Source organism: Rheinheimera mangrovi, from assembly GCF_003990335.1.
GTDB lineage: Bacteria > Pseudomonadota > Gammaproteobacteria > Enterobacterales > Alteromonadaceae > Pararheinheimera > Pararheinheimera mangrovi.
The window spans coordinates 4,027,960-4,047,985 of the sequence record NZ_CP034683.1 but is presented as its reverse complement, the minus strand read 5'-3'; the positions used below and the strand labels follow the sequence as shown (position 1 = coordinate 4,047,985).

Here is a 20,026-nt window from a genome sequence, read left to right as displayed (position 1 = left end):
GCCTGTTTGGTGGGATAAGTGGTGAGCAGTTGAGGCTTTTGTTTCTGAGTCGGTGATTTACACTGATGTGCGGCTGTTTTGCAGGGCATCTGGGGTCCTGTGGGTCATAGTGGCTGCACAGGCAAAAAGCCTATGCTGCCAGATACACAAACTTACTTCGGCAATGGGATAAACTCAACTTCATCTTCCGGGACTTTCGGAAACTTACCAGCCAGCCAATCCTGCTTGGCTTGTTCTATCCGCTCTTTGCGGCTGGAAATAAAATTCCATTCAATAAAACGTGGGCCTAAGTTCTTGCCGCCAATCAGCGCTATTCTGCTGTTTTGTGTGGCTTCAATCACCACGCCTTCAGCTTCGGATAAAACTACCATGTCATATTGGTTGATCACTTTATCTTTGAGCTTCAACTGGCCTTTGGCAACATACAGAGCTCTTTCCTCTGCATTCGCCAGCTCAAGGCGTTGACCTGTCTGCAAATCTGCTTCGACGTACAAAGTGTCTGAGTAGGTTTTTACCGGTGACACCAGGCCATACGCATCACCTATTAATACCCGCAGCGACACGCCATCTATATTGGCGGCCGGAATATCACGGCTTGGGTAGTGGTAAAAGGCCGGATCTATTTCTTCAAATTCTTCGGGTAACGCCATCCATAACTGAAGACCATGTAAACGATGAGGTAAACCATTGATTTCATGACGCTCGCGCTCTGAATGCACTATGCCTTTGCCCGCCACCATCAGGTTGATATCACCCGGAGTGATAGTTTGTTTGCTGCCCAGTGAATCGCGATGCAGAATTTCGCCTTCAAATAAGTAAGTGACAGTCGCCAGATTAATATGTGGATGTGGCCGCACGCTGATGCCTTTGCTGGCCGGAAAGTCAGCGGGTCCCATATGGTCGAAGAATATCCATGGCCCAACCATCTGACGTTCTCTGTTGGGCAGGGTACGACGTACAGAAAAATCGCCTAAATCTGTCGAACGTGGGGTAATTACCAGCTCAATGGCGTCACAGCCGCCTTCTGTATTGCACTCCAGTTCTGCGCTTTTGGTCGTAATGCTCATGCTTTGTCCCTGCTTAGTCAGTTAAATACAAAGGAATTGGCTGTTGTTGTTAGCCTCTGCACAAAGTGTAAGCATGAATGGCGACAATAGAAAATAGTAAAAATAGCGGATTAGCTTCTGATTTTATGAATGGTTGCCTGTTGTGGTTGTCATGCAAGACCCGATTTTGAGTTTTGCCGCTAAATGGGATATGGTGTCCGTCATCGAATTCCCTTTTCCATTGCAACAAGACGGAGGTCATTTTGTTCAAAACAGCAATAAAGTCGCCGTCTTATCACGCTGCTTTTTTTACCGTCTTCCATTCCTGAGCCGGCTCCATTTGTATGGGGTCGGCAGGTTTTTATATCCCCTGATTTTCTGACTATATAAATTCCGGAGTCTGGAATGACTATGTTTATTAAAAATACGTCGGGTAAAACCGATGTTTCGGCTGTATTTTTTATGGCTAGTTCGGCTATTCAGCCGCTACCTCCGTGGCAGTTACAACAGTTGCTGCTGCAATTAGAGTCTGCTGCAAAAGGCAAACGCAAAGCCTTAAGCGAAACCGGCATGATGCCTGGCTGTTCAGCTCGTCTGCTGGATTTATCCGATCAAACCGAAGTCTGGCTGACTTTGGTATATCCACAGCAGGAGCAACCAGAGCGGGGCTTTATTTCTGTGTTATCCCCCTTAGGTGCTGCTTTACTTGGCAAAAATGTTGGTGAAGTGGCCGAACTTACGCTATTTCGCCGCACCCTGAGATTTATGTTATGTGACCTGATGTCGGTGAAACAACCACCGGCTTTCCATCCTTCTGTACAGGAGAAACCTATGAATCAAACCTTAGCCGAACAGGCGTTACCAAAAATAGTACTGTCCAGTCTGGATCTGGACCGATTAGATCAGCTGTTAAGCCGCTTACCTGCCAAAGATCCGGCTCGTTTGCAGCTTGAACAGGAGCTGGACCGTGGTGCTGTGGTTGAACCTGCGGCTATGCCAGCCAATATTGTCACTATGAATTCCACAGTGCGGCTGCGTTTACTGAAAACAGGTGAAGAACCTTGTCTGACGCTGGTGTATCCCAAGGATTTGGACGCAAGCGGGGATAAAGTGTCTGTATTGGCTCCTGTAGGTTCAGCGTTACTTGGCCTTAGTGAAGGCGATCAAATTCACTGGCCTATGCCAGATGGTGAGATTCAGCCCATACAAGTGTTGCAACTGGTGTACCAGCCAGAAAGGGCAGGGCAATTGCACAGATAAATCCGCACTGTTATGTGGTTGGGGATGGCCAGTAAGCAGGCTGGCCATTACTGATACAGCGATTCAGGGCGTTGGGCTTTGGCGATGGGTAAGCCATAACATCAGATAAGCACAGGGCTTTGGCACAGCACTCTGTGGGATAATAACCTCAGAGCTGTCCTGAAGGAAAAACCACTTGAATACTGCATCTACACTGAGTCTGAACCAAAAGCTTTTCGCCTTTTTTGTGTTGGTTACCTTAGCCGCTTGTGCAAAACCAGAGGCCGAAAAAGTGTTGCTGGAAGGCAAAACTATGGGGACTACCTACCATGTTACCTATGTAGCTCAGCCAGGGATGCCAGATCAGCAGCAGGTGCAAGCTCAGATTGATCAGGTGTTAAAAGAAGTGAACCAGGTAGCCTCTACTTATATCAATGATTCCGAGTTGTCGTTATTTAACCATAGTGATTCCACTGAGCCGCGTGAAGCGTCACAAATGCTGCGATTGTTGTTTGCCGAAGGGATCCGACTGGCCCAACTGACAGATGGGTATCTGGATGTTAGTGTTGGTCCGTTGGTGAACTTGTGGGGCTTTGGCCCAACCCACAGACCAGAAAAAGTGCCGGATGATGCCGCTATAGCTTTGGCCAGAACACAAACAGGAGTGCAGTATCTGCAGCTTGAAGGCAGTACTGTCCGTAAAACCAAACCGGAACTTTATGTCGACTTATCCACTATAGCCAAAGGTTATGGTGTTGATTTGGTGGCGGAGGTGCTGGAGCAGCAGGGGATTAATAACTTTCTGGCTGAAATTGGCGGTGAAATCCGTATTAAAGGCGTGTCGCTGGAAGGCAAAGACTGGACTGTAGGTTTGGAAAAACCAGTCGCAGAAGGACGGGTGTTACAGCGCCTGATCCGGCCGAAAGACAATGCTGTTGCTACCTCAGGTGATTACCGTATTTTCTTTGAAGAAAATAACCAGCGTTATTCCCATTTAATAGACCCTAAAACAGGCAAACCTATTACGCATATGATGCTGTCGTCTACTGTCATCCATCCGTCCTGCATGACGGCTGATGGACTCTCAACAGCTTTTATGGTGATGGGTGTTGAAAAAGCTATGCAGCTTGCCAATAAACAGCAAATAGCAGCTTTGTTTATTGTTAAAAACCAACAAGGTGAATTCGAAGAACTCTACTCACAAGCCTTTGAAGCCTATTTATAACCCTATTTGATTGCTTGAGTTAGCGCAGGGTTTAAGGCTATGATGAGAACAATTCTTATCGAGGGCGTTATGCCAAAACCCATTCTCCGCTTTGTGTTGTTAATGCTGATTATGCTGAATCACGCCGTTTCGGCCTGTGAGAGCATTGTTATGCATTTACCGGAGGAGAATCATCCATTTTCTGTGCTGGACAGCTCCAGTCACACTGAACATCAGCACTGTACTGTTGAAGCCAGTGCTGTAGATAGTGCTGATGATGCTTCAAAACATGAAGCTGAACATAACGATGACCATCATCCCACTCATGCCCATGTTGCCTGCTACATAGCCGAACTTTATGCTGTGTCTGCCACTCCTGCTGTGCACAAGGCATCAGCTTTAGCTCAGTACGCCTTAATTACCACCACTTATAGCCCGCCAGTCCCTCCACCTAATCATTAAATTCTGCTTTAAACATTAAATTTTCAGCTTTATTTCAATAATTTATTGGGTGTAGTTATGACTATAAAACTTAGCCATGCGGCTTTTGTGCTGCTGGCCTCGCTGTGGGTTATTCCTGCTCAAGCGACAGAACTTAGCCTTGCTGAAGCGTTAAAACGTACGCTAGTGCAAAACCCTGGTTTGCAATTGTATCCCTATCAGCAGCGTATCAATGATGCCGCTGCTATCAGTGCCGGAATGCGGCCTAACCCTGAACTTCAGCTGGAATTGGCCGATGTGCTGGGTACGGGCGAAAGCGCTGGTGTAAAAAGCGCTGAACTGACCTTAAGCCTGAGCCAGTTGATTGAACTGGGTGATAAACGCCAGAAACGCCTTGAGCTGACAAAATGGCAAAGCAAATTAACTGAGCAGCAATATCAGCTGGATAAAGTGGATGCGCTTGCGGCTACTATGCGTAGCTTTTTGCAGTTGTTGCATCAGCAAGCACTGCTTAGCTGGACAGAGCAAAAAATTGCCACTGAGCAACAAGCACTTGCAGCAGCCAAACAGCGCGCTAAAGCGGGCAATGTGACAGATGCCGATATCACTAGGCTGGAACTAAAAGTACTGCAAAGCCGGATGGAGCAGAAAAGCCTGCTCGCTGAAAAGCTGGTGAATTTGCGTCTACTGGCTAGTCATTGGGCAGAACAGCCTGACTTTGATGCGGTGTCTGGTGATTTAACTCTGCTTCCCACTTTGCCTCAACTCGCTGCTGTGTTGACCCAATTGCAACAAGCCCCGCAGCTGCAATGGTGGCTGACGCAAAACAGGTTGCTGGATAGTCAGTTGCAGCTGGCCAAAGCTTTAGGTCAGGCTGATTTAACTCTGGGCGCAGGACTGCGCCGCAATGAGCAAAGTAACGACAATGCTTTTGTACTGCAGATCAGTATGCCGCTGACGCTGGAAAATCCGAATCAGGGCGCCATTCTGTCCAGCGAAGCTTTAGCCGAACAAGCCAAGCTGCAGCAGCACCAGAACATGCAGCAACTGCAATTGCAAATAGAGCGTAGTCATTTGCAGCTGACTCAATTCAGCGAGCAGATCGGCGATTACCAAAAAGCCATTATTCCAGTGGCGCAAAAAGTACTGGATCAGATGCTGGCCGGTTATCAGCAAGGCGTGTTTGATATGACCGACTTACTTGCAGCGCAGCAGGAAATTTTGCTGGCCAAACGCACCATTATTGACCTGCAATACGCTCTGCATTTGCAGCTGTTAGAGCTGGAACGTCTGACCGGTTTACCTATGGTGGTCAAGGGGCCAGAAGCTTTAACCCCGCAGCGCAACCCTTCTTCTCTCCCTGCACAACAGGAGCTTTCTCAATGAATTTTTTATCTATTTTAGTGCTGACTATCAGCCTTAGTTTTACCGCTATTGTCCATGCCCATGGTGAAGAGCATAACGAAGAACAGGCAGAACATCAGCATGCAGAAGCCGCCAAAGGCCCACATGGCGGGCGTTTACTGACACAAGATGACTTCGCTCTGGAAGTGACTATTTACGAAACCGAAGTAGAGCCTGAACTGCGGCTTTATTTGTATCAAAACGACGAGCCAATCAAAACCTCGGAGCTAAAACTGCAGGTGACTTTGCAGCGTTTAGGCGAAGCTGCTGAGCTTGTTAACTTCAGCCCTGAACTGGATTATTGGCTGGGGGATACAGTGATCCGTGAACCACACTCCTTTGAAGTGGAAATCAGCGCCAGTTATCAGGGCAAAAACTTCGAATGGCATTACGACTCTTTTGAAGGCCGCACCGCTTTATCAGAGCGTTCTGTGCAAAAAGCCGGTATAGAACTGCAGCAAACCCAGCCAGGGCAAATTCATACTCAGCTGCATTTATTTGGCGTCGTGGCGCCTGTGCCGGAGCAGCAGTATCAGGTTGGCGCTGCGTATGCTGGTGTAGTGCAACAACTGGCGGTCAAAGTTGGCGATAAAGTGACTAAAGGTCAGTTAGTGGCCATAGTGCAAAACCCGGTGAGCTTAAAAAACTATTCTGTTTTTGCGCCAGCAGCAGGTGAAGTAACGGCCAAATACGTCAGTGTGGGCGCCAAAGTTTCAGAACAACCGATAGTCGAAATCAGCGATTTTTCATCGGTTTATATCGAAATGTCAGCTTTCCCCTCGGACACAGAACAGCTGAAGTTAGGGCAGGAGTTTTTAATCAAAGACTTACATGGCCATCAATCTGCAGCCAGTCAAATCAGCTATATAGCTCCACAAATGACAGGGGGGCATATAGCCCGCGCCCGTGGTGTGTTAGTCAATCCCGACGGCCATTGGCGACCAGGCATGCATGTCAAAACCGATGTCACAGTGGCGACAGTAGATGCTTCTTTGGTGATCAAAAAATCAGCCTTGCAGTTATGGAATGGCAAAACGGTGATTTTTATCAAAGTAGGGGATATGTTTGAAATCCGTATGCCTGAACTGGGTCGCGCTGACGATACGCAAGTTGAAGTCTTGTCCGGTGTGCCGCTGGGTGTGCAGTACGCTACGACCAATAGTTTTATCCTCAAAGCCGACGTGATGAAGTCTGGCGCCAGCCATGATCACTAGGAGCTTCTGATGATAAATACCCTATTAAAAACAGCGCTGGCAAGGCCTGTGCTGATCATGCTGCTGACGCTGTTATTGGCGGCCGCTGGTCTGTGGCAAGCATCACGTTTGCCGGTCGACGCCGTGCCTGATATCACCAATGTGCAGGTACAAATTAATACAGCGGCAGAAGGTTTTTCGCCGCAGGAAACCGAACAGCGAATTACTTATGCCATTGAAACGGCGATGGCGGGGTTGCCGCAACTGGAGTACACCCGTTCTTTATCCCGTTATGGTTTGTCGCAAGTCACTGTTGTGTTTACCGAAGGCACAGATATTTATTGGGCCAGACAACAAGTGGCAGAGCGGCTGCAAAACGTTCGAAACGAACTACCAGCGGATATAGATCCGGAAATGGGGCCTATAGTCTCTGGCCTGGGCGAGATTTTTTCTTTTACAGTCAAAGCTTTGCCCGATGCCAAAAAAGCCGATGGTTCAGCCTACAACCCAGAGGACTTACGCACTATTCAGGACTGGGTGATACGACCGCAGCTTTTGAAAGTACCAGGTGTGACTGAAATTAATACCATAGGTGGTTATGTCCGTGAATATCAGGTGTCGCCTGATTTGGTCAAACTGCTGGCCTTTAAGCTGACGTTGGATGATTTGGCGCAAGCTTTGGAGCAAAACAACAGCAATGTCGGCGCTGGTTATATTGAGCGAAATGGCGAGCAGTGGCTGATCCGATCGCCTGGCCAGCTGAAATCCTTGGAGGACATCAGTCAACTGGTGATTGCCAAACGTGACGATGGCCCTGTCAGGGTAAAAGATGTAGCCGATGTCGCTATAGGTAAACAACTTCGTACCGGCGCCGCGACACAAGATGGCAACGAAGTAGTGCTGGGCACTGTGATGATGCTGGTAGGGCAAAATAGCCGTACTGTATCGCAACAAGTCGCCAGTCGCCTTGATGAAATCAATCTGCGCCTGCCTGCTGGAGTGGTTGCCGAAGCCAATTACAACCGCACTACCTTAGTGGATAAAACCATCAGAACAGTGGAAACCAACTTGCTGGAAGGGGCTGTATTGGTGGTGGTGATCCTGTTTTTGTTTCTTGGTAATGTGCGGGCGGCTTTGTTAACAGCTCTGGTGATCCCCTTAAGTATGCTGTTTGCCATCAGTGGTATGGCGGCCAATAAAATGAGTGGCAACCTGATGAGTTTAGGCGCAATAGACTTTGGCCTGATAGTCGACGGCTCTGTCATAGTGGTCGAAAACTGCTTACGCCAATTAGGTTTAGCCCAGCATCAGCAAGGCCGGTTGCTTAACTTAAAAGAACGTTCTGCAGTGGTATTAGCAGCCACCAAAGAAGTGATGACACCCGCTATGTTTGGGGTTTTTATTATTATGCTGGTGTACCTGCCGATTTTTGCCTTAAGTGGCGTCGAAGGCAAAATGTTCCAGCCTATGGCTTTTACCGTTATAGCCGCTTTGTTAGGTGCTTTAATGCTGGCTATTACCTTTATTCCGGCTTCCATTGCCTTGTTTGTCAGCGGCAAAATATCAGAGAAAGAAAATGCACTGATGCTGGCGTTGCGTCGCGGCTACCAACCTCTATTGGCGCTGTCGATAAAAACACCCTTGCTGGTATCAGCTGTTGCGATACTGCTGCTGAGCACTGCTTTATGGTCGGCCAGTAAAATGGGTTCAGAGTTTTTACCGCAACTGGATGAAGGCGATATAGCCATGCACGCCTTGCGTATTCCCGGCACCAGTCTGAGCCAGTCAGTACAAATGCAAATGCAGCTCGAAGCGGATATTGCCACTTTGCCTGAAGTCGCACGGGTGTTCTCAAAAATTGGCACACCTGAAGTAGCGACAGACCCTATGCCACCTAATGTCGCCGATACCTTCATTATTATGAAAAACCAGCAGGACTGGCCCGATCCGGCGAAAACCCGTGCTGAATTTGATGAAGAATTACGAGCCTTAGTGGAGCAAATTCCGGGGAACAAATACGAATTTACCCAGCCAATCGAAATGCGCTTTAACGAGCTAATCGCAGGGGTTCGCACCGATGTGGCGGTGCGGGTGTATGGCGATGATCTGGATACGCTAGCCGAAGTAGGTGAACAGGTTGCTGCTGTGCTTGCTGCTGTGCCGGGCGCTGAAGATGCTCGCATGGAGCAGTCAGCCGGTTTGCCTTTGCTGTCGATAGAACCTCAGCGTGACCACCTGGCTTTGGTGGGAATGGATGTGGCGCAAATGCAGCAACTGATCCAAACCGCTATTGGTGGCCGCCAGGTGGGGCTGATGTATGAAGGCGATAAACGCTTTAAGTTAATGCTGAGGTTGCCGGAAGAATTGCGGCAAGACCCGGCTGCTTTGGCGCGTATTCCAGTCACCTTACCAGTCGATGATTCGCCCGAACTACGTTATGTGCCGCTGGGTGAAATCGCCACTATTGCCGAAATTACAGGGCCAAACCAAATCAACCGGGAAAGTGGCAAACGTAATGTGGTGGTGACCGCCAATGTCACAGACCGTGACCTGGGCAGCTTTATCGCCGAAGTACAACAACGTATGCAGGATTTGCCGTTACCTGATGGTTATTGGCTGGATTATGGCGGTACCTTTAAGCAGTTGCAGTCGGCCACAGAGCGTTTAAGCATAGTGGTGCCTTTAACCCTGCTGCTGATCATTGGCCTTTTGTATGGCGCGTTAAACTCAGTGCGGGACACCTTAGTGGTCTTCAGCGGCGTGCCCTTGGCTTTGACAGGCGGAGTTTTTGCCTTGCTGCTGCGGGATATGCCGTTGTCGATCTCAGCCGCCGTTGGTTTTATTGCCTTGTCGGGTATAGCTGTACTGAATGGCATTGTGCTGGTCAGTTTTATCCGCCAGCTGCGTGAGCAGGGTTTGGAGCTTTTGGCTGCACTGGAACAAGGCGCTATGTCGAGGTTAAGGCCAGTGCTGATGACAGCTTTAGTCGCCAGTTTAGGTTTTGTGCCCATGGCGTTTAATACAGGCACAGGTGCTGAAATTCAGCGGCCACTGGCTACTGTGGTCATAGGCGGCATTATCAGTTCTACTTTGCTTACCTTACTGGTGCTGCCCGCTTTATACCGGTTGGTGAATTTCAGAAAAGCTTAAGCAGTAAATCAACAAAGCAGGGGCTTTTGACTGAGGTCCCTGCTTTTTTACCACTAAGCTTTCATAAATTAAAGCTTAGTTACGTCGGTTTTACTGACATTACAGCTGGCGCTGTTCCAGTATTCTTTATCTTTGACAGACTTGCCCTGGCCTTTTTTTACACCCTTATAGTGTTCACAGACAGGCGGTTTGCCTGCTGCATAATCTTTAATCTTCAGATTACGGATAGTAGCCACATCTTTATAGTTGCTGTTTACCCCAGCTATGCTGCCAATTTTGCCGTTAATAGTTACACCTGAAATTGTCAGATAACGTGGGCCGCCATTGTCGGTGCAGTCACCACAAGAGCGCCATAACTTGCCGTTTTCACCTGTTAGAGTGAAGTTGCCTGTCAGCACTGTGGTGCTGTTTTTTGAATTGTGCTGAAACACTTTGTCGGGTTTGCCACCAGGGCCATTGGCACTATTAAAGGCCATACCACCTTTGACTGTCATGGTTTTACCATTGTTGGTGGCTGCATCTTCACAGATATCCTCCCATACGACGTTTTCAATAATGCAGTTGCCGCTGCTGCAATGAATGCCGTCGGCTCCGCCGCTTGCTGAAATGCGCAGGTTTTTCACTGTCGCGTTTTTCAGCGTGATCACAGGTTTTTGCCCTTCTGCATCGCTGGCACAACTGCTGCCTACTGTGATACCACCGCAATCTATGCTTTCATTTTCGAAGGTTGCGCCTGCTTTACAGCGGCTGGCATTGGCTGTGGTAGCAAAAGGCTGAAAGCTGAGTTGAGGTACTGTGGCTGATAAGTTAGACAGATGTTCCTGACCATCAGCATCCACCACTTTGAGCCAATACCAATAATCCTGATTCGGATCAAAGCTGCTGTCCTGCGCCACTTTTTGGTAAGGATCTAATACCGAAATACGTTCAGCTTGTTCAAATACACTGCTGGTGCTGCGGTAAATTTCCTGTCGGGCCACTTCCTGCACCTCAGTTGACCAGCTCAAATAAGTGTTGCCAGCTTTTTTCGTCAGCATCAGTGTGGTACTCGGTTCGCTTTGCGCAGTAATAGATAGCGACAAAGGCAATAACAGGGCACAAGTTAATACTTTGATGGAACTGCGTAGTAAGTTCATAGAAACTCCGGTTGTTGTGTTCCCGGTAATACTACGAAATTTATTAACAATAAATAAACCATTTAATAACTTAATGCATTAAGTTTCCAATAGTGAAACTTTCAGCTCAGGAAGGGGCTTTACGAAAATCGTCAGTTTTGTAGCTGGCCCGACTTTATTCTGCAAATCAGCCATTTAGCGTTAATATAGTATACAACTACAGAGCCATCTCCTTTAAGCAGGTTTATTACTCAGAGCCCAGCAATGCTCTGCTCTTACGGAACTTCTTATGCAACAATGGTTTAATGCGTCTTTACAGCGTAAAATCAGTGGTTTACTGGTGGTGCTGCTGTCGTTTTTATTTGTCGTCATTATTTACTCCATCTACAAACTCAAACTGATCGATGCCGAAATGCACGAAGTGGCTGAAATAGATGTGCCGCTGACGGAAATGGTCAGTGAGCTGGAAATGATGCAATTAAAGCAGCATTTGCTGATTGAGCAGTTTCGATTAAAAGGCGAGCAAGCCAAAGTTGAACTCAAACCTGAACAAGCTTTTGCTGCGCAACGTGAAGGACTGAAGTTTTTGCTGGATAAAGCCGAGCGGGTGCTGAATAAAAGTCTGCAGCAACACCAGGTGCGTTTTGCTGCAGACGAACATCAGCAAATACTTGCCAGTATTAAAGAATTTCACCAGCAAAGTGACAGTTTTGAACAGCAACTGAAACTGGCTTTACAACAAGGCCATACCAGTAATCAGCAATGGCTGAAGTTTGAAGAAGAAGCCGCCAGTTTAGATCAAAGTATTATTGTCATTTTACGGCATATGGAAAAACTAACTCTCGAAGCCAGCCGTTACACCGATAAACACGAAAACGAATTTATGCTGGTCAATACAGGCCTGGGGTTTTGTGCTTTTGTCATAGGTTTGTATCTAACCTTTTATATTTTGCAGATTTTCCGCCTGCGTATTGGTCGTATTCAAACCGAAATCAAAAATGTGCAGCATTCGATAGAACAGGGTCAACCTATTACCAGCCCGGAATTTCACCAGCCACAGCATCAGGATGAGCTGACAGAACTTGAGTACGACTTAAAAATGATGGTGCAACGGTTATCACAGGAAATCAGTAACAGGCAGGAAATAGAGCAACAGCTGCTGGTGCTGGCGACGCGGGATAAGTTAACTGGGGCTTTTAACCGGCATAAATGGGACGAACAACTGCGCATGGAACTCAGCCTGGCGGAACGTGGCAGCGTATTTAGCATTGCACTATTGGACGTAGACTTCTTTAAAAAGGTCAATGATCAATTTGGCCACCATATGGGTGACAAAGTACTGCAGGCTTTAACAGAGCATATCAGCAAGCGTTTGCGTAAAACCGACAGTCTGTTCCGTTTAGGTGGCGAAGAATTTGTGATTTTATTGCCACAACAAAAAGCCGAAGCGGCCTGTCAGTTAGCTGAAATGCTCAGGCAGTCTGTCGCCACTCTGGATGAAACGGGGTTGCCTGCCTTTACCATTAGTTTTGGTGTCACTCAATATCAGCCGCAGGACGATGACGACTCTATCCTGAAAAGAGCCGATCAGGCGTTGTATCAGGCCAAAGCTATGGGCCGCAACAGAGTGCAGCTAGGTTAAAAAACTAAAGATTTCAATTGTTCTGAACGCAACTAAAGATCTGCTGAAAATCGGCATAGAAGTTCATTCACTGTGTAGTTAGTTTGTCTGGGAGCCACGTTATGATACAAAGGTTGATAGGGCTGGTTCTTGTTATTTCCCTGTTTAATCCAGTCGAAGCCAAACCACAATTGCGTTGGTGTCTTGGTACTTTTCCGGGTTTTTATGGCTTTAATGCGGTAACAAAGCAACCTGAAGGGCCTTCGGTACTGTATTTGCAGGAACTGGCCCAAAGAGCCAACTTTACCCTGCTCCCCAGCGCAGAGACTCCGTCCTCACGATGCTTCGCACAAATGGCAGCAGGTGAAACAGATCTGATGATTAATATTCTAAAAACCGGCGCTGGCAGACCTGATATTCATTACATTCCTTTTGCCGCCCGCTGGCCTGACAGGGTGTATTACGCCAGTAGCAAAAATCTGAGATTGGATACTCCCGGGCAGTTAGCCACTATGACTATTGCGACGATCAGAACTTACAAAGTGGCACCAGAAATCCAAATCGTGCTGGATAACATGAAAAAAAGACAGCTGGTGCAGGTGGATTCAGTGCTGACGGCTTTGCAAATGGCGGCGAAACAACGCATAGACGCCGCCTTGTTGCCTGCCACTCAGGTACAGGCTGTGCTTAAAACTAACCCCGAATTAGCTACAGAGATCAAAGAAATAGGCTTCCCTGACGATTTGGTAAAACCCCAGACTATCTACATGGGGCTGTCGGTCCACTGTCACTGCCCACAACTGGAAACTGCCATCAAACAAGGCATTCAAAGTATGCGAGCTGATGGCAGCAGTCAGAAGATTTTTGCTGGCAAAATTATTGTTGATTTCTAGCAGCATTAAGTCAGAGCCGGATGGCGGCTGTTGCACTGTATCAGCCGCAGCAGTTTGGCTTGGCTAAAGAATAGCCAAACACCTTGGGAACACAGAACTGTCCTTTACTGTTGCTGATACTTTTCGCACACTAGCTGTTTAGTGAACAGGAGAACGAGAATGGCTAAAGGGATATGGCGATATAGCTTCGTATTGATTTTTTGGTATTGCCAGAGCTGTGCTGCAGCCATTCATGTTCCGATCCAGCTGGAATTTCAACATTACGACCCGCAGACGGTTCAATTGAGCAATGCGGGTAGGTACAACTCCATTACCACCGAAACGAACTTTCTTCTGTTTAAACAATTCTCCAGATCTGTCCCTGTGATTGAAGTTCCAATAGCACGAACAGAGCATATGATGGACAGCGGCGCGTCTATCTGCACCATGGACAGGGTGAAAAACAGCAGTAGAGACGCTAAGTACTTATTCTCTAAACCTGTTAACTTTTATTTGGGTTATAGGCTCTATCAACTGGCGCAGTTTCCGGTTCTTGCAGCTGAACTACTGAATGAGCAGGGCCAGGTGAAAAGTATTGCGCAGGTGATGCAGGCGCTACCTCAGGCTAAACTGCTGGTTCCAGAGCATTTTTCTTTTGGTGAAACTCTGGATCAGCAAATCCGCCAGTTGCCGGCAAAACAGATTTTGCCACTTGCAGCACCTCACTATCACACTAATTTTATTGGCATGTTTGCTTCAAAGCGGGCGGATTTTGTTATTGCTTACCCGACAGAAATGAACTTGTTTATGCAAAGCAAACCAGAGCTGCATACGCGCAGCTATGGAATTGCAGGTTCGCCTGCGTTGATCACCGGGCATGTGATGTGCTCAGACACAGCCCGAAATCGTCAGTTTATTCAGGCTGTAGATCAGGCGTTAACGACCTTGTATCGGGAAAAAAGCTTTTTACTGGCTCACACCCGCTATCTGGGCAAACAAGAAGCAGAGCAAGTCAGCCGTTTTATCCGTCAGTATGCCGATAAAGAGCGGCGCTAAACTTTTATCGTTTTAGCTCAAAGGCCTGTACTGAATTTCCTAGGAAAGTAGGTACATACAAAGTGTTAGTGGCTGGATCCCAGCCAATATCGGCGGTATTGAGCTTAGCAGCTCTGCTGTCCAGTAACTGTTGTATACGGCCATCGGCATAGACGTAATAAACCAAACCAGCCCAACAACTGACAATAAAATCACCATTGCCAACGCTCTCCAGGCCATCAGCGCGCTCAGCAAAACCAATAGCAACTTGTGTGACGCTGTTACTGCTGTCGTTTAAATCAAGCTTCAGCAGTTTGTCGCCAGCTGCTATGTATAACTTTTCATCGACAACCTTCAAGCCATTGGCTGCTTCAATATTCTCCAGCCAACTGCTGATCTGGTTTTGCTCCAGCTTATAAATCCGGTTTTTGCGGGTATCAGAAATGTACACTACACCTTTGGCATCAACAGTCACATCGTTTAAAAACACCGAATCCGGTGCTTTAATTTTTTGCAGTATTTTGGCTGAAGCTATATCCACAATCACTACTTCAGTTAAATCGGCTATATAGAGTTTGCCCTGAAATACGGCTAAACCTTTAGGCGCATTCAAACCTCGTAACCAGTCCTGCTGCCGAATGCTGCCGTCAGTATTTAAAACGGCTACACCACCTACACCATCAGCTGCATTGCCCTGACCATCAATTTCTGACACAAACAACACCGTATCGGTTTTACCGTTGTGTTGCTGTTGGTACCAAAGCACTGATTCAGGCACCCGCAAATTTTTGGTATGCCATAAAGAGGCTAGTGAAGGCGAGGTCGATACTACTGCTTCGGCCAGTACTGTGGATGGCAGTAATAAGGGCAGAGTAAGGCAACACAAAAAGGGCATAAAAGGTTTCACAGTGTTTTTCCTATAAATCAAAAGCTGCCCTTACCATACCCAGCTTGTCCGGAAAATGCGAATAAGCCTGCAGGCAAGTGGATAAAAATCCTGAACTGGTTTCAGATATGGAATTAGCTTGTGAGCTTTTGCTACAGACAAAAATCCGAACAACAGATTTCTGCGGCCTTGTCAGCCTCCGGAACGCTATTCTGACCGAGCAAAAATTACAGATTTCTAATTTTAATTAGTTGTAATGTATCGGTTTTTTTATTGTTGACATTGATTTTTTTTGTCTCTATGTTAGTTACATGATTCTGTTGTTATATGGCTATTTTGCTGATGTAAAGCTGATGACTGCTGCAGTTGCTTTTCACAAGTCATAAGCTGGCACTGCACCGTCAGAGCGAATAAACCGACCACAACACAGCCATACAAAATAGTCATACGGGAACTCATTTCAGGACAAAGCCTGTTGATAAAGATAGCTTTATGTAGCTGTTGAATAAGGATATTTAATGAAAGTTTTAGAGATACCGCTGAACAATACTGCCTGGTGGCGAAATCGCTGGTTGCTGCTGCTTGTAGCTGCAACAGTTTTTTTTCTGCTGGGTCGCTACATTTATTCGGTGATACAACAAAGTCAGCAACTTGCAATTTCCAGCGCAGTGGTTAGTCAGGGCCAGGTGCAAAAGCAAATCGTAGGTTATGGCCGGTTGTTACCCCGCCAGCAAGGCACAGTGATCACTGAAGTTGAAGGTTCTGTCGCTGAGCTGATGTTACTGCCGGGAGCGGAAGTTCAGCCAGGCACTGAGCTGTTGCGGTTGCGTAACCCGGCGTTATTACGCGAACTTGAAACTGCTGAACTGCAGTTGCTGGATGCGATGGCAACCCGTGAGTCAGGTTTGGCTGATTTAGCCCGTGAGCAGCAGCAGTTAAAAAATGAAGTTGCACTGGCGGAGAGTGAACAAAAACTGGCAGCGCAAGAGCTGCAAACCATGCAAGTGCTGATGGAGCAAAAAATTCTGGCCCGGCTGGAATTTTTACGCGCAGAAACCAAACTGGAACAAGCCAAAATGCGTGTTCAGTTGGCAACAGGTAATTTGCAAAGTTTCGAACAAACCCGCAATGCAAAAACTCTTTCCCTGCAATACAAATATCAGCAGGCACAAAAGTTAGCCGAAATGGCGCGTACTGACGTCGATAATTTGCTGGTAAGGGCCGATCGCGCTGGTGTGTTGGCCGATTTACCCGAGGATATTCAATTGGGGCAAGCCATAGGTAAAGGTGTGATGGTGGCGAAAATTAATAACCCTGCCAGTTTATATGCCGATGTTCGTGTCTCTGCGGTGGAAGCCGCGCAGCTGCTGCCAGGCCAAAACGCCGATGTTGTGGTTAAAGGGCAGGCCGTCGCTGCTGTGGTTAGCCGGGTTTACCCTACGGTCAGTGATAATCAGGTGAGGGTCGAGCTGGAATTAAAAGGGGCTCTGCCTGCTGAAGCCCGGATTAATTTTGATATTGTCGCGCGGGTAACTACTGCCACCATCGATCAGGTTGCGCGGGTTGAGATCCCTTCTCATGTCACTGCTTCAGGGCGCTGGTCGCTGCATGTAAAACAGCAGGATGCGTACGAAAAACATAGTGTTGAGGTTGGTATTGTTGGCAGCCGTTATATGGAAATTGTTTCAGGTTTAAAACCTGGTGATGAAATTTTGTTGCAGGTACCTACTGCTATGCAACAACAGGAGCTTATCAAGGCTGAGGAGTTAGTAGGTGGTTGAACTGATTAGGTTACAACAGGTAAACAAAGAATTTGGGCCTGTAAAAAACAAGACTGTTGCATTGCAGCCTTTGGATTTGAGCATAGCGCAGGGCGAATGTCTGGCTATTACCGGAGCTTCGGGTAGTGGCAAGTCTACATTGTTGTCTATTCTGGGGTTATTAGACAGCCCCAGCTCAGGTGAATACTGGTTAAAACAGCATCCCGTAGCTGCACTAAGCCGCAGCCAGCTGAGCCAGTTACGTAATCAGCACATTGGCTGGGTATTTCAGAATTTTAATTTGATAGGCGAAATGACAGTGCTGGAAAACGTGGCATTGCCGTTACGTTTTAACCCGGATATTGCATCAGGCCGTTATGTGGAGTTGGCCAGAGCCCAATTGGAGAAAGTGGGGTTAAGCGAGAAACTAAATGCCCGCGTATCTGAATTATCCGGTGGTCAACAACAGCGGGTGGCTATCGCCAGAGCTTTAGTGAACCAGCCAAGCTTGTTACTGGCTGATGAGCCAACGGGTAATCTGGATTCGACAACAGGCCAAAGCATCATGAACTTGTTGCTGCTGCTTTCTGCAGAAGGATCGACAGTAGTGATTGTCACTCACGACCCGGCGATAGCAGCGCAGTGTTCAAGACAAATCAAATTACGTGATGGAGCTTTGCTGCATGATTAGTCAACCCTGGTTATATGACTTAGCCTGTGAATGGCGGCGTTGGTCCGGCCAGCGCCTGAAACTGGGTACTTTGCTACTGGGTTCTGCACTGAGTTGCGCTTTATTAGCGATCAGCCTGCAACTGGGCCATTTGTTATTCAGCGAGAAACCGGCATGGGTGAAGCAAAGTGGTTTTTTTTATAGTGTGGTACACCAGTTTCCGGACGGCATGATTTCTGGCGTGAACCGGCAAGTTGTACAGCAGATGTCGCAGTGGCCAGGAGTAGATCAGGTGGCTGCATTACAACTGGACAAGGCGGATCTTAGCCTGGAAGGCGAACTGCTCACCGATCTGAATCTGCTGTTTTATGATAGCCAGTTGCCCGAAATGCTGGGATATCCGGAATTCGCAGCTGAGCAAGGGGTGTGGTTATCTCACCATTTCTGGACCAGGCAACTGGCGGCAGATCCCAATGTAACAGGCCGTTGGTTCAGGCATAAACATATTGAACAACCTCTGCAGGTGCTTGGTGTTTTACCTGCCAGTCTGGATAAAATTGGCAGTCAGACATCTGATATTTGGTTGTCAGCAAATTACCTCAGATTTTTGACGCCCTTTGGCTCATCGTCGTCTTTTCTCATTGATAAGTATTTGGCTGCTTTCGACGGCAATCTGGTGCTGGTTCGCAGCGAGCAACCTTTATCGGTCAGCGCTATAACACAGCGATTGCAACAAACCGATTTAAGCGTCGCAGGTATGCAGATGGAACAGCGGGGTGGCGAAATGCTGGTGCAGCCAGGATTGGAATTCGACCCTGTTACCCGAAATCAGGTCTTGCAGCAGTGGCAATTACTGCTGTTGTTTGTTGTCGCATTGACTGTGGTGCTGACGCTCAACTGGCTAACTGTATACAGCAGCCGCTTAATTTTGCAGCAACATGAAATGCGGATCTATGAAATTTTAGGTGCGGATTTTTCTTATTTGTTATTTTCCGGCTTACGTGCAGCCTTAATGAAAGTAAGCATAGTGCTTGGTTTGTCATGGCTGTTACTACAGCTGTTATTGCCTTTCATTTCCAGCTATCCGGCGTACCAACAATACAGTGGTGGTAAAGTCTTTAATGTCAGTATTCAGCTGTGGGGCTTGTCTATACTGGCTACTGCGCTGCTGCTGTGTGCTCTGGCAATTATGCCTTTATTCCGTTTAAAGCAACGCCAGCTGTTTGAAAGGGCGATGCAGGTCCAACGTTCATTTATACAGCATGCATTTGCCCAGTTGACATTGATCCTGCAGCTGACAACAGCAGTGTTGGCTTTGACTTTGGTTGGGGCCTTAAGTTATCAGTTGTGGCAGCACAGTAATAGTTATTCGGTCGACACTAAGGTGCAGAGCTGGCAGCTCAAGTCTCAGGGCTCAGGACTGAACATCACTGCCATCCAACCCCGGCCAGACCCAGGTACAGCATGGTCTGCGACCGACTTTCTGGACCCACAACGTGTTTTAATCAAGGACATGCGACTTAAGGCTCCAACAGAGTTTTCGTTGTTAGGCGTCAGCCGTTCTTTTTTTACTGTGCTTGGTGTGAAAGATCCTGGCTTACCTCAGCCCTGGCAACATGGTGTGGTATTGAATCAGACTGCCGCCCGTTTGCTGAGCGCTGGCCGGCCAGATCTGGAGCTGATAGGTTCAAGCCTGGAACTGTCTGAAATGATGCAAGGTAAGCATCAAATAATAGCTGTAGTGCCGGATTTACCACACAAAGGTAAATTCAGTGCTCCTTTGCCTATGATTTATCTCAGTCTGGAAAATCCGAAACAAGGGCTGCTACCCCGTAAGATTTTTATGTATCAGAACAGCAAAGCCGTTGAACCTTTTTCGGTGTTAAAGCAGAGATTAGAGCAGCAATTGACCGGCTTAACCGTGATGCAGTTGCCGCAGTTAGGGCAGGCGATTGAGCAACAGGACAGTCGTAGTCACTATTTATTGTTGTCTACCTGGTTGATTGGCAGCCTTATTGTGCTGGCCGTGTTATTGAGTTTGTCGGACCAATTCAGGGCTCGCTTAAAACTTGATAAATTCCGCTATGCAGTGCAAGCCGCAGTGGGCGCCTCCGATCGCTATAACCTGCTGCAAGCACTCGGTCAGCCTCTGGCTGCTTTGCTGATTGCTTTACCCCTGGCCTGGCTGGTACAGCAGCTTTTGGTAAGCATCCTGGATCAGCAGTTTAGTATGGCGCTCAAGGCCGAGCCCTGGCTGGTTATTCTTATCAGTCTGAGTTTTAGTCTGGTTTTACTTCTGTTGGCTTACGTGCAAATACGTCAGGTATTGCATCAACCTTTGTCTACAGTATTACGTCAGGACAGTTAAAAGAATGCGGGAGGGGAGCAAC

At 47.5% G+C, this 20,026-nt stretch carries 15 protein-coding genes and 1 pseudogene; 13 read left to right on the top strand and 3 right to left on the bottom strand.

Features of this window, described 5'->3' with window-relative positions; all coding sequences use genetic code 11:
* Positions 1-152 precede the first annotated feature (152 nt).
* Complete coding sequence (locus EK374_RS18265) at positions 153-1,067, bottom strand: pirin family protein (RefSeq protein ID WP_127025965.1); 915 nt, start codon at positions 1,065-1,067, stop codon at positions 153-155.
* Positions 1,068-1,451: 384 nt separating this feature from the next.
* Between EK374_RS18265 and EK374_RS21090 the strand changes: the two are divergent.
* From EK374_RS21090 to EK374_RS18235, 7 genes and pseudogenes are all read left to right on the top strand, one after another.
* A pseudogene (locus tag EK374_RS21090) lies at positions 1,452-1,781 on the top strand (GreA/GreB family elongation factor); the annotation flags it as partial.
* 96 nt (positions 1,782-1,877) lie between these two features.
* The gene (gene rnk / locus EK374_RS20950) at positions 1,878-2,306 is read left to right on the top strand and encodes a nucleoside diphosphate kinase regulator (RefSeq protein WP_233280408.1); all 429 of its coding nucleotides are present in this window, start codon (positions 1,878-1,880) and stop codon (positions 2,304-2,306) included.
* Between the two features lie 175 nt (positions 2,307-2,481).
* Positions 2,482-3,510 carry an FAD:protein FMN transferase gene (locus EK374_RS18255; protein WP_127025963.1) on the top strand — a complete coding sequence of 343 codons (1,029 nt, stop codon included), beginning with the start codon at positions 2,482-2,484 and terminating at the stop codon, positions 3,508-3,510.
* 39 nt (positions 3,511-3,549) lie between these two features.
* Positions 3,550-3,951: a cobalt transporter gene (locus tag EK374_RS18250; RefSeq protein WP_127025962.1), complete on the top strand. Its 402-nt coding sequence runs from the start codon at positions 3,550-3,552 to the stop codon at positions 3,949-3,951.
* A gap of 57 nt (positions 3,952-4,008) precedes the next feature.
* Positions 4,009-5,316: a TolC family protein gene (locus EK374_RS18245; RefSeq protein ID WP_127025961.1), complete on the top strand. Its 1,308-nt coding sequence runs from the start codon at positions 4,009-4,011 to the stop codon at positions 5,314-5,316.
* Positions 5,313-6,548, top strand: coding sequence for an efflux RND transporter periplasmic adaptor subunit (locus EK374_RS18240; protein WP_127025960.1), 1,236 nt, complete (start codon positions 5,313-5,315; stop codon positions 6,546-6,548). The genes EK374_RS18245 and EK374_RS18240 overlap by 4 nt, the downstream gene beginning before the upstream one ends.
* Before the next feature lie 9 nt (positions 6,549-6,557).
* Positions 6,558-9,677, top strand: a complete 3,120-nt coding sequence (locus EK374_RS18235) for an efflux RND transporter permease subunit (RefSeq protein ID WP_127025959.1) — start codon at positions 6,558-6,560, stop codon at positions 9,675-9,677.
* Between the two features lie 68 nt (positions 9,678-9,745).
* Here EK374_RS18235 and EK374_RS18230 read toward each other — a convergent pair whose 3' ends face one another.
* Positions 9,746-10,813, bottom strand: a complete 1,068-nt coding sequence (locus EK374_RS18230; protein ID WP_127025958.1) for a pectate lyase — start codon at positions 10,811-10,813, stop codon at positions 9,746-9,748.
* 268 nt (positions 10,814-11,081) lie between these two features.
* Here EK374_RS18230 and EK374_RS18225 point away from each other — a divergent pair, with 268 nt between their 5' ends.
* The 3 genes from EK374_RS18225 to EK374_RS18215 all read left to right on the top strand — a co-directional run bounded on the left by EK374_RS18225 (position 11,082) and on the right by EK374_RS18215 (position 14,341).
* Positions 11,082-12,434, top strand: coding sequence for a GGDEF domain-containing protein (locus EK374_RS18225; RefSeq protein ID WP_127025957.1), 1,353 nt, complete (start codon positions 11,082-11,084; stop codon positions 12,432-12,434).
* A gap of 101 nt (positions 12,435-12,535) precedes the next feature.
* Positions 12,536-13,306: a substrate-binding periplasmic protein gene (locus EK374_RS18220; RefSeq protein WP_127025956.1), complete on the top strand. Its 771-nt coding sequence runs from the start codon at positions 12,536-12,538 to the stop codon at positions 13,304-13,306.
* Positions 13,307-13,465: 159 nt separating this feature from the next.
* Positions 13,466-14,341: a hypothetical protein gene (locus EK374_RS18215; RefSeq protein ID WP_127025955.1), complete on the top strand. Its 876-nt coding sequence runs from the start codon at positions 13,466-13,468 to the stop codon at positions 14,339-14,341.
* Between the two features lie 4 nt (positions 14,342-14,345).
* Here EK374_RS18215 and EK374_RS18210 read toward each other — a convergent pair whose 3' ends face one another.
* Positions 14,346-15,227, bottom strand: a complete 882-nt coding sequence (locus EK374_RS18210) for an SMP-30/gluconolactonase/LRE family protein (protein WP_127025954.1) — start codon at positions 15,225-15,227, stop codon at positions 14,346-14,348.
* A 497-nt stretch (positions 15,228-15,724) separates the two neighbouring features.
* On the opposite strand from EK374_RS18210, the gene EK374_RS18205 reads away from it, so the two are divergent.
* The 3 genes from EK374_RS18205 to EK374_RS18195 are packed head-to-tail and all read left to right on the top strand — an operon-like array spanning position 15,725 to position 20,004.
* A complete protein-coding gene (locus tag EK374_RS18205; protein ID WP_127025953.1) occupies positions 15,725-16,987 on the top strand; it encodes an efflux RND transporter periplasmic adaptor subunit in 1,263 nt (420 codons plus the stop codon).
* On the top strand, positions 16,980-17,657 hold the full coding sequence (locus EK374_RS18200; protein WP_127025952.1) for an ABC transporter ATP-binding protein: 678 nt from the start codon (positions 16,980-16,982) through the stop codon (positions 17,655-17,657). Before EK374_RS18205 ends, EK374_RS18200 begins: the two co-directional genes overlap by 8 nt.
* The gene (locus tag EK374_RS18195) at positions 17,650-20,004 is read left to right on the top strand and encodes an FtsX-like permease family protein (RefSeq protein ID WP_127025951.1); all 2,355 of its coding nucleotides are present in this window, start codon (positions 17,650-17,652) and stop codon (positions 20,002-20,004) included. Before EK374_RS18200 ends, EK374_RS18195 begins: the two co-directional genes overlap by 8 nt.
* The last annotated feature ends 22 nt before the right edge of the window (positions 20,005-20,026 follow it).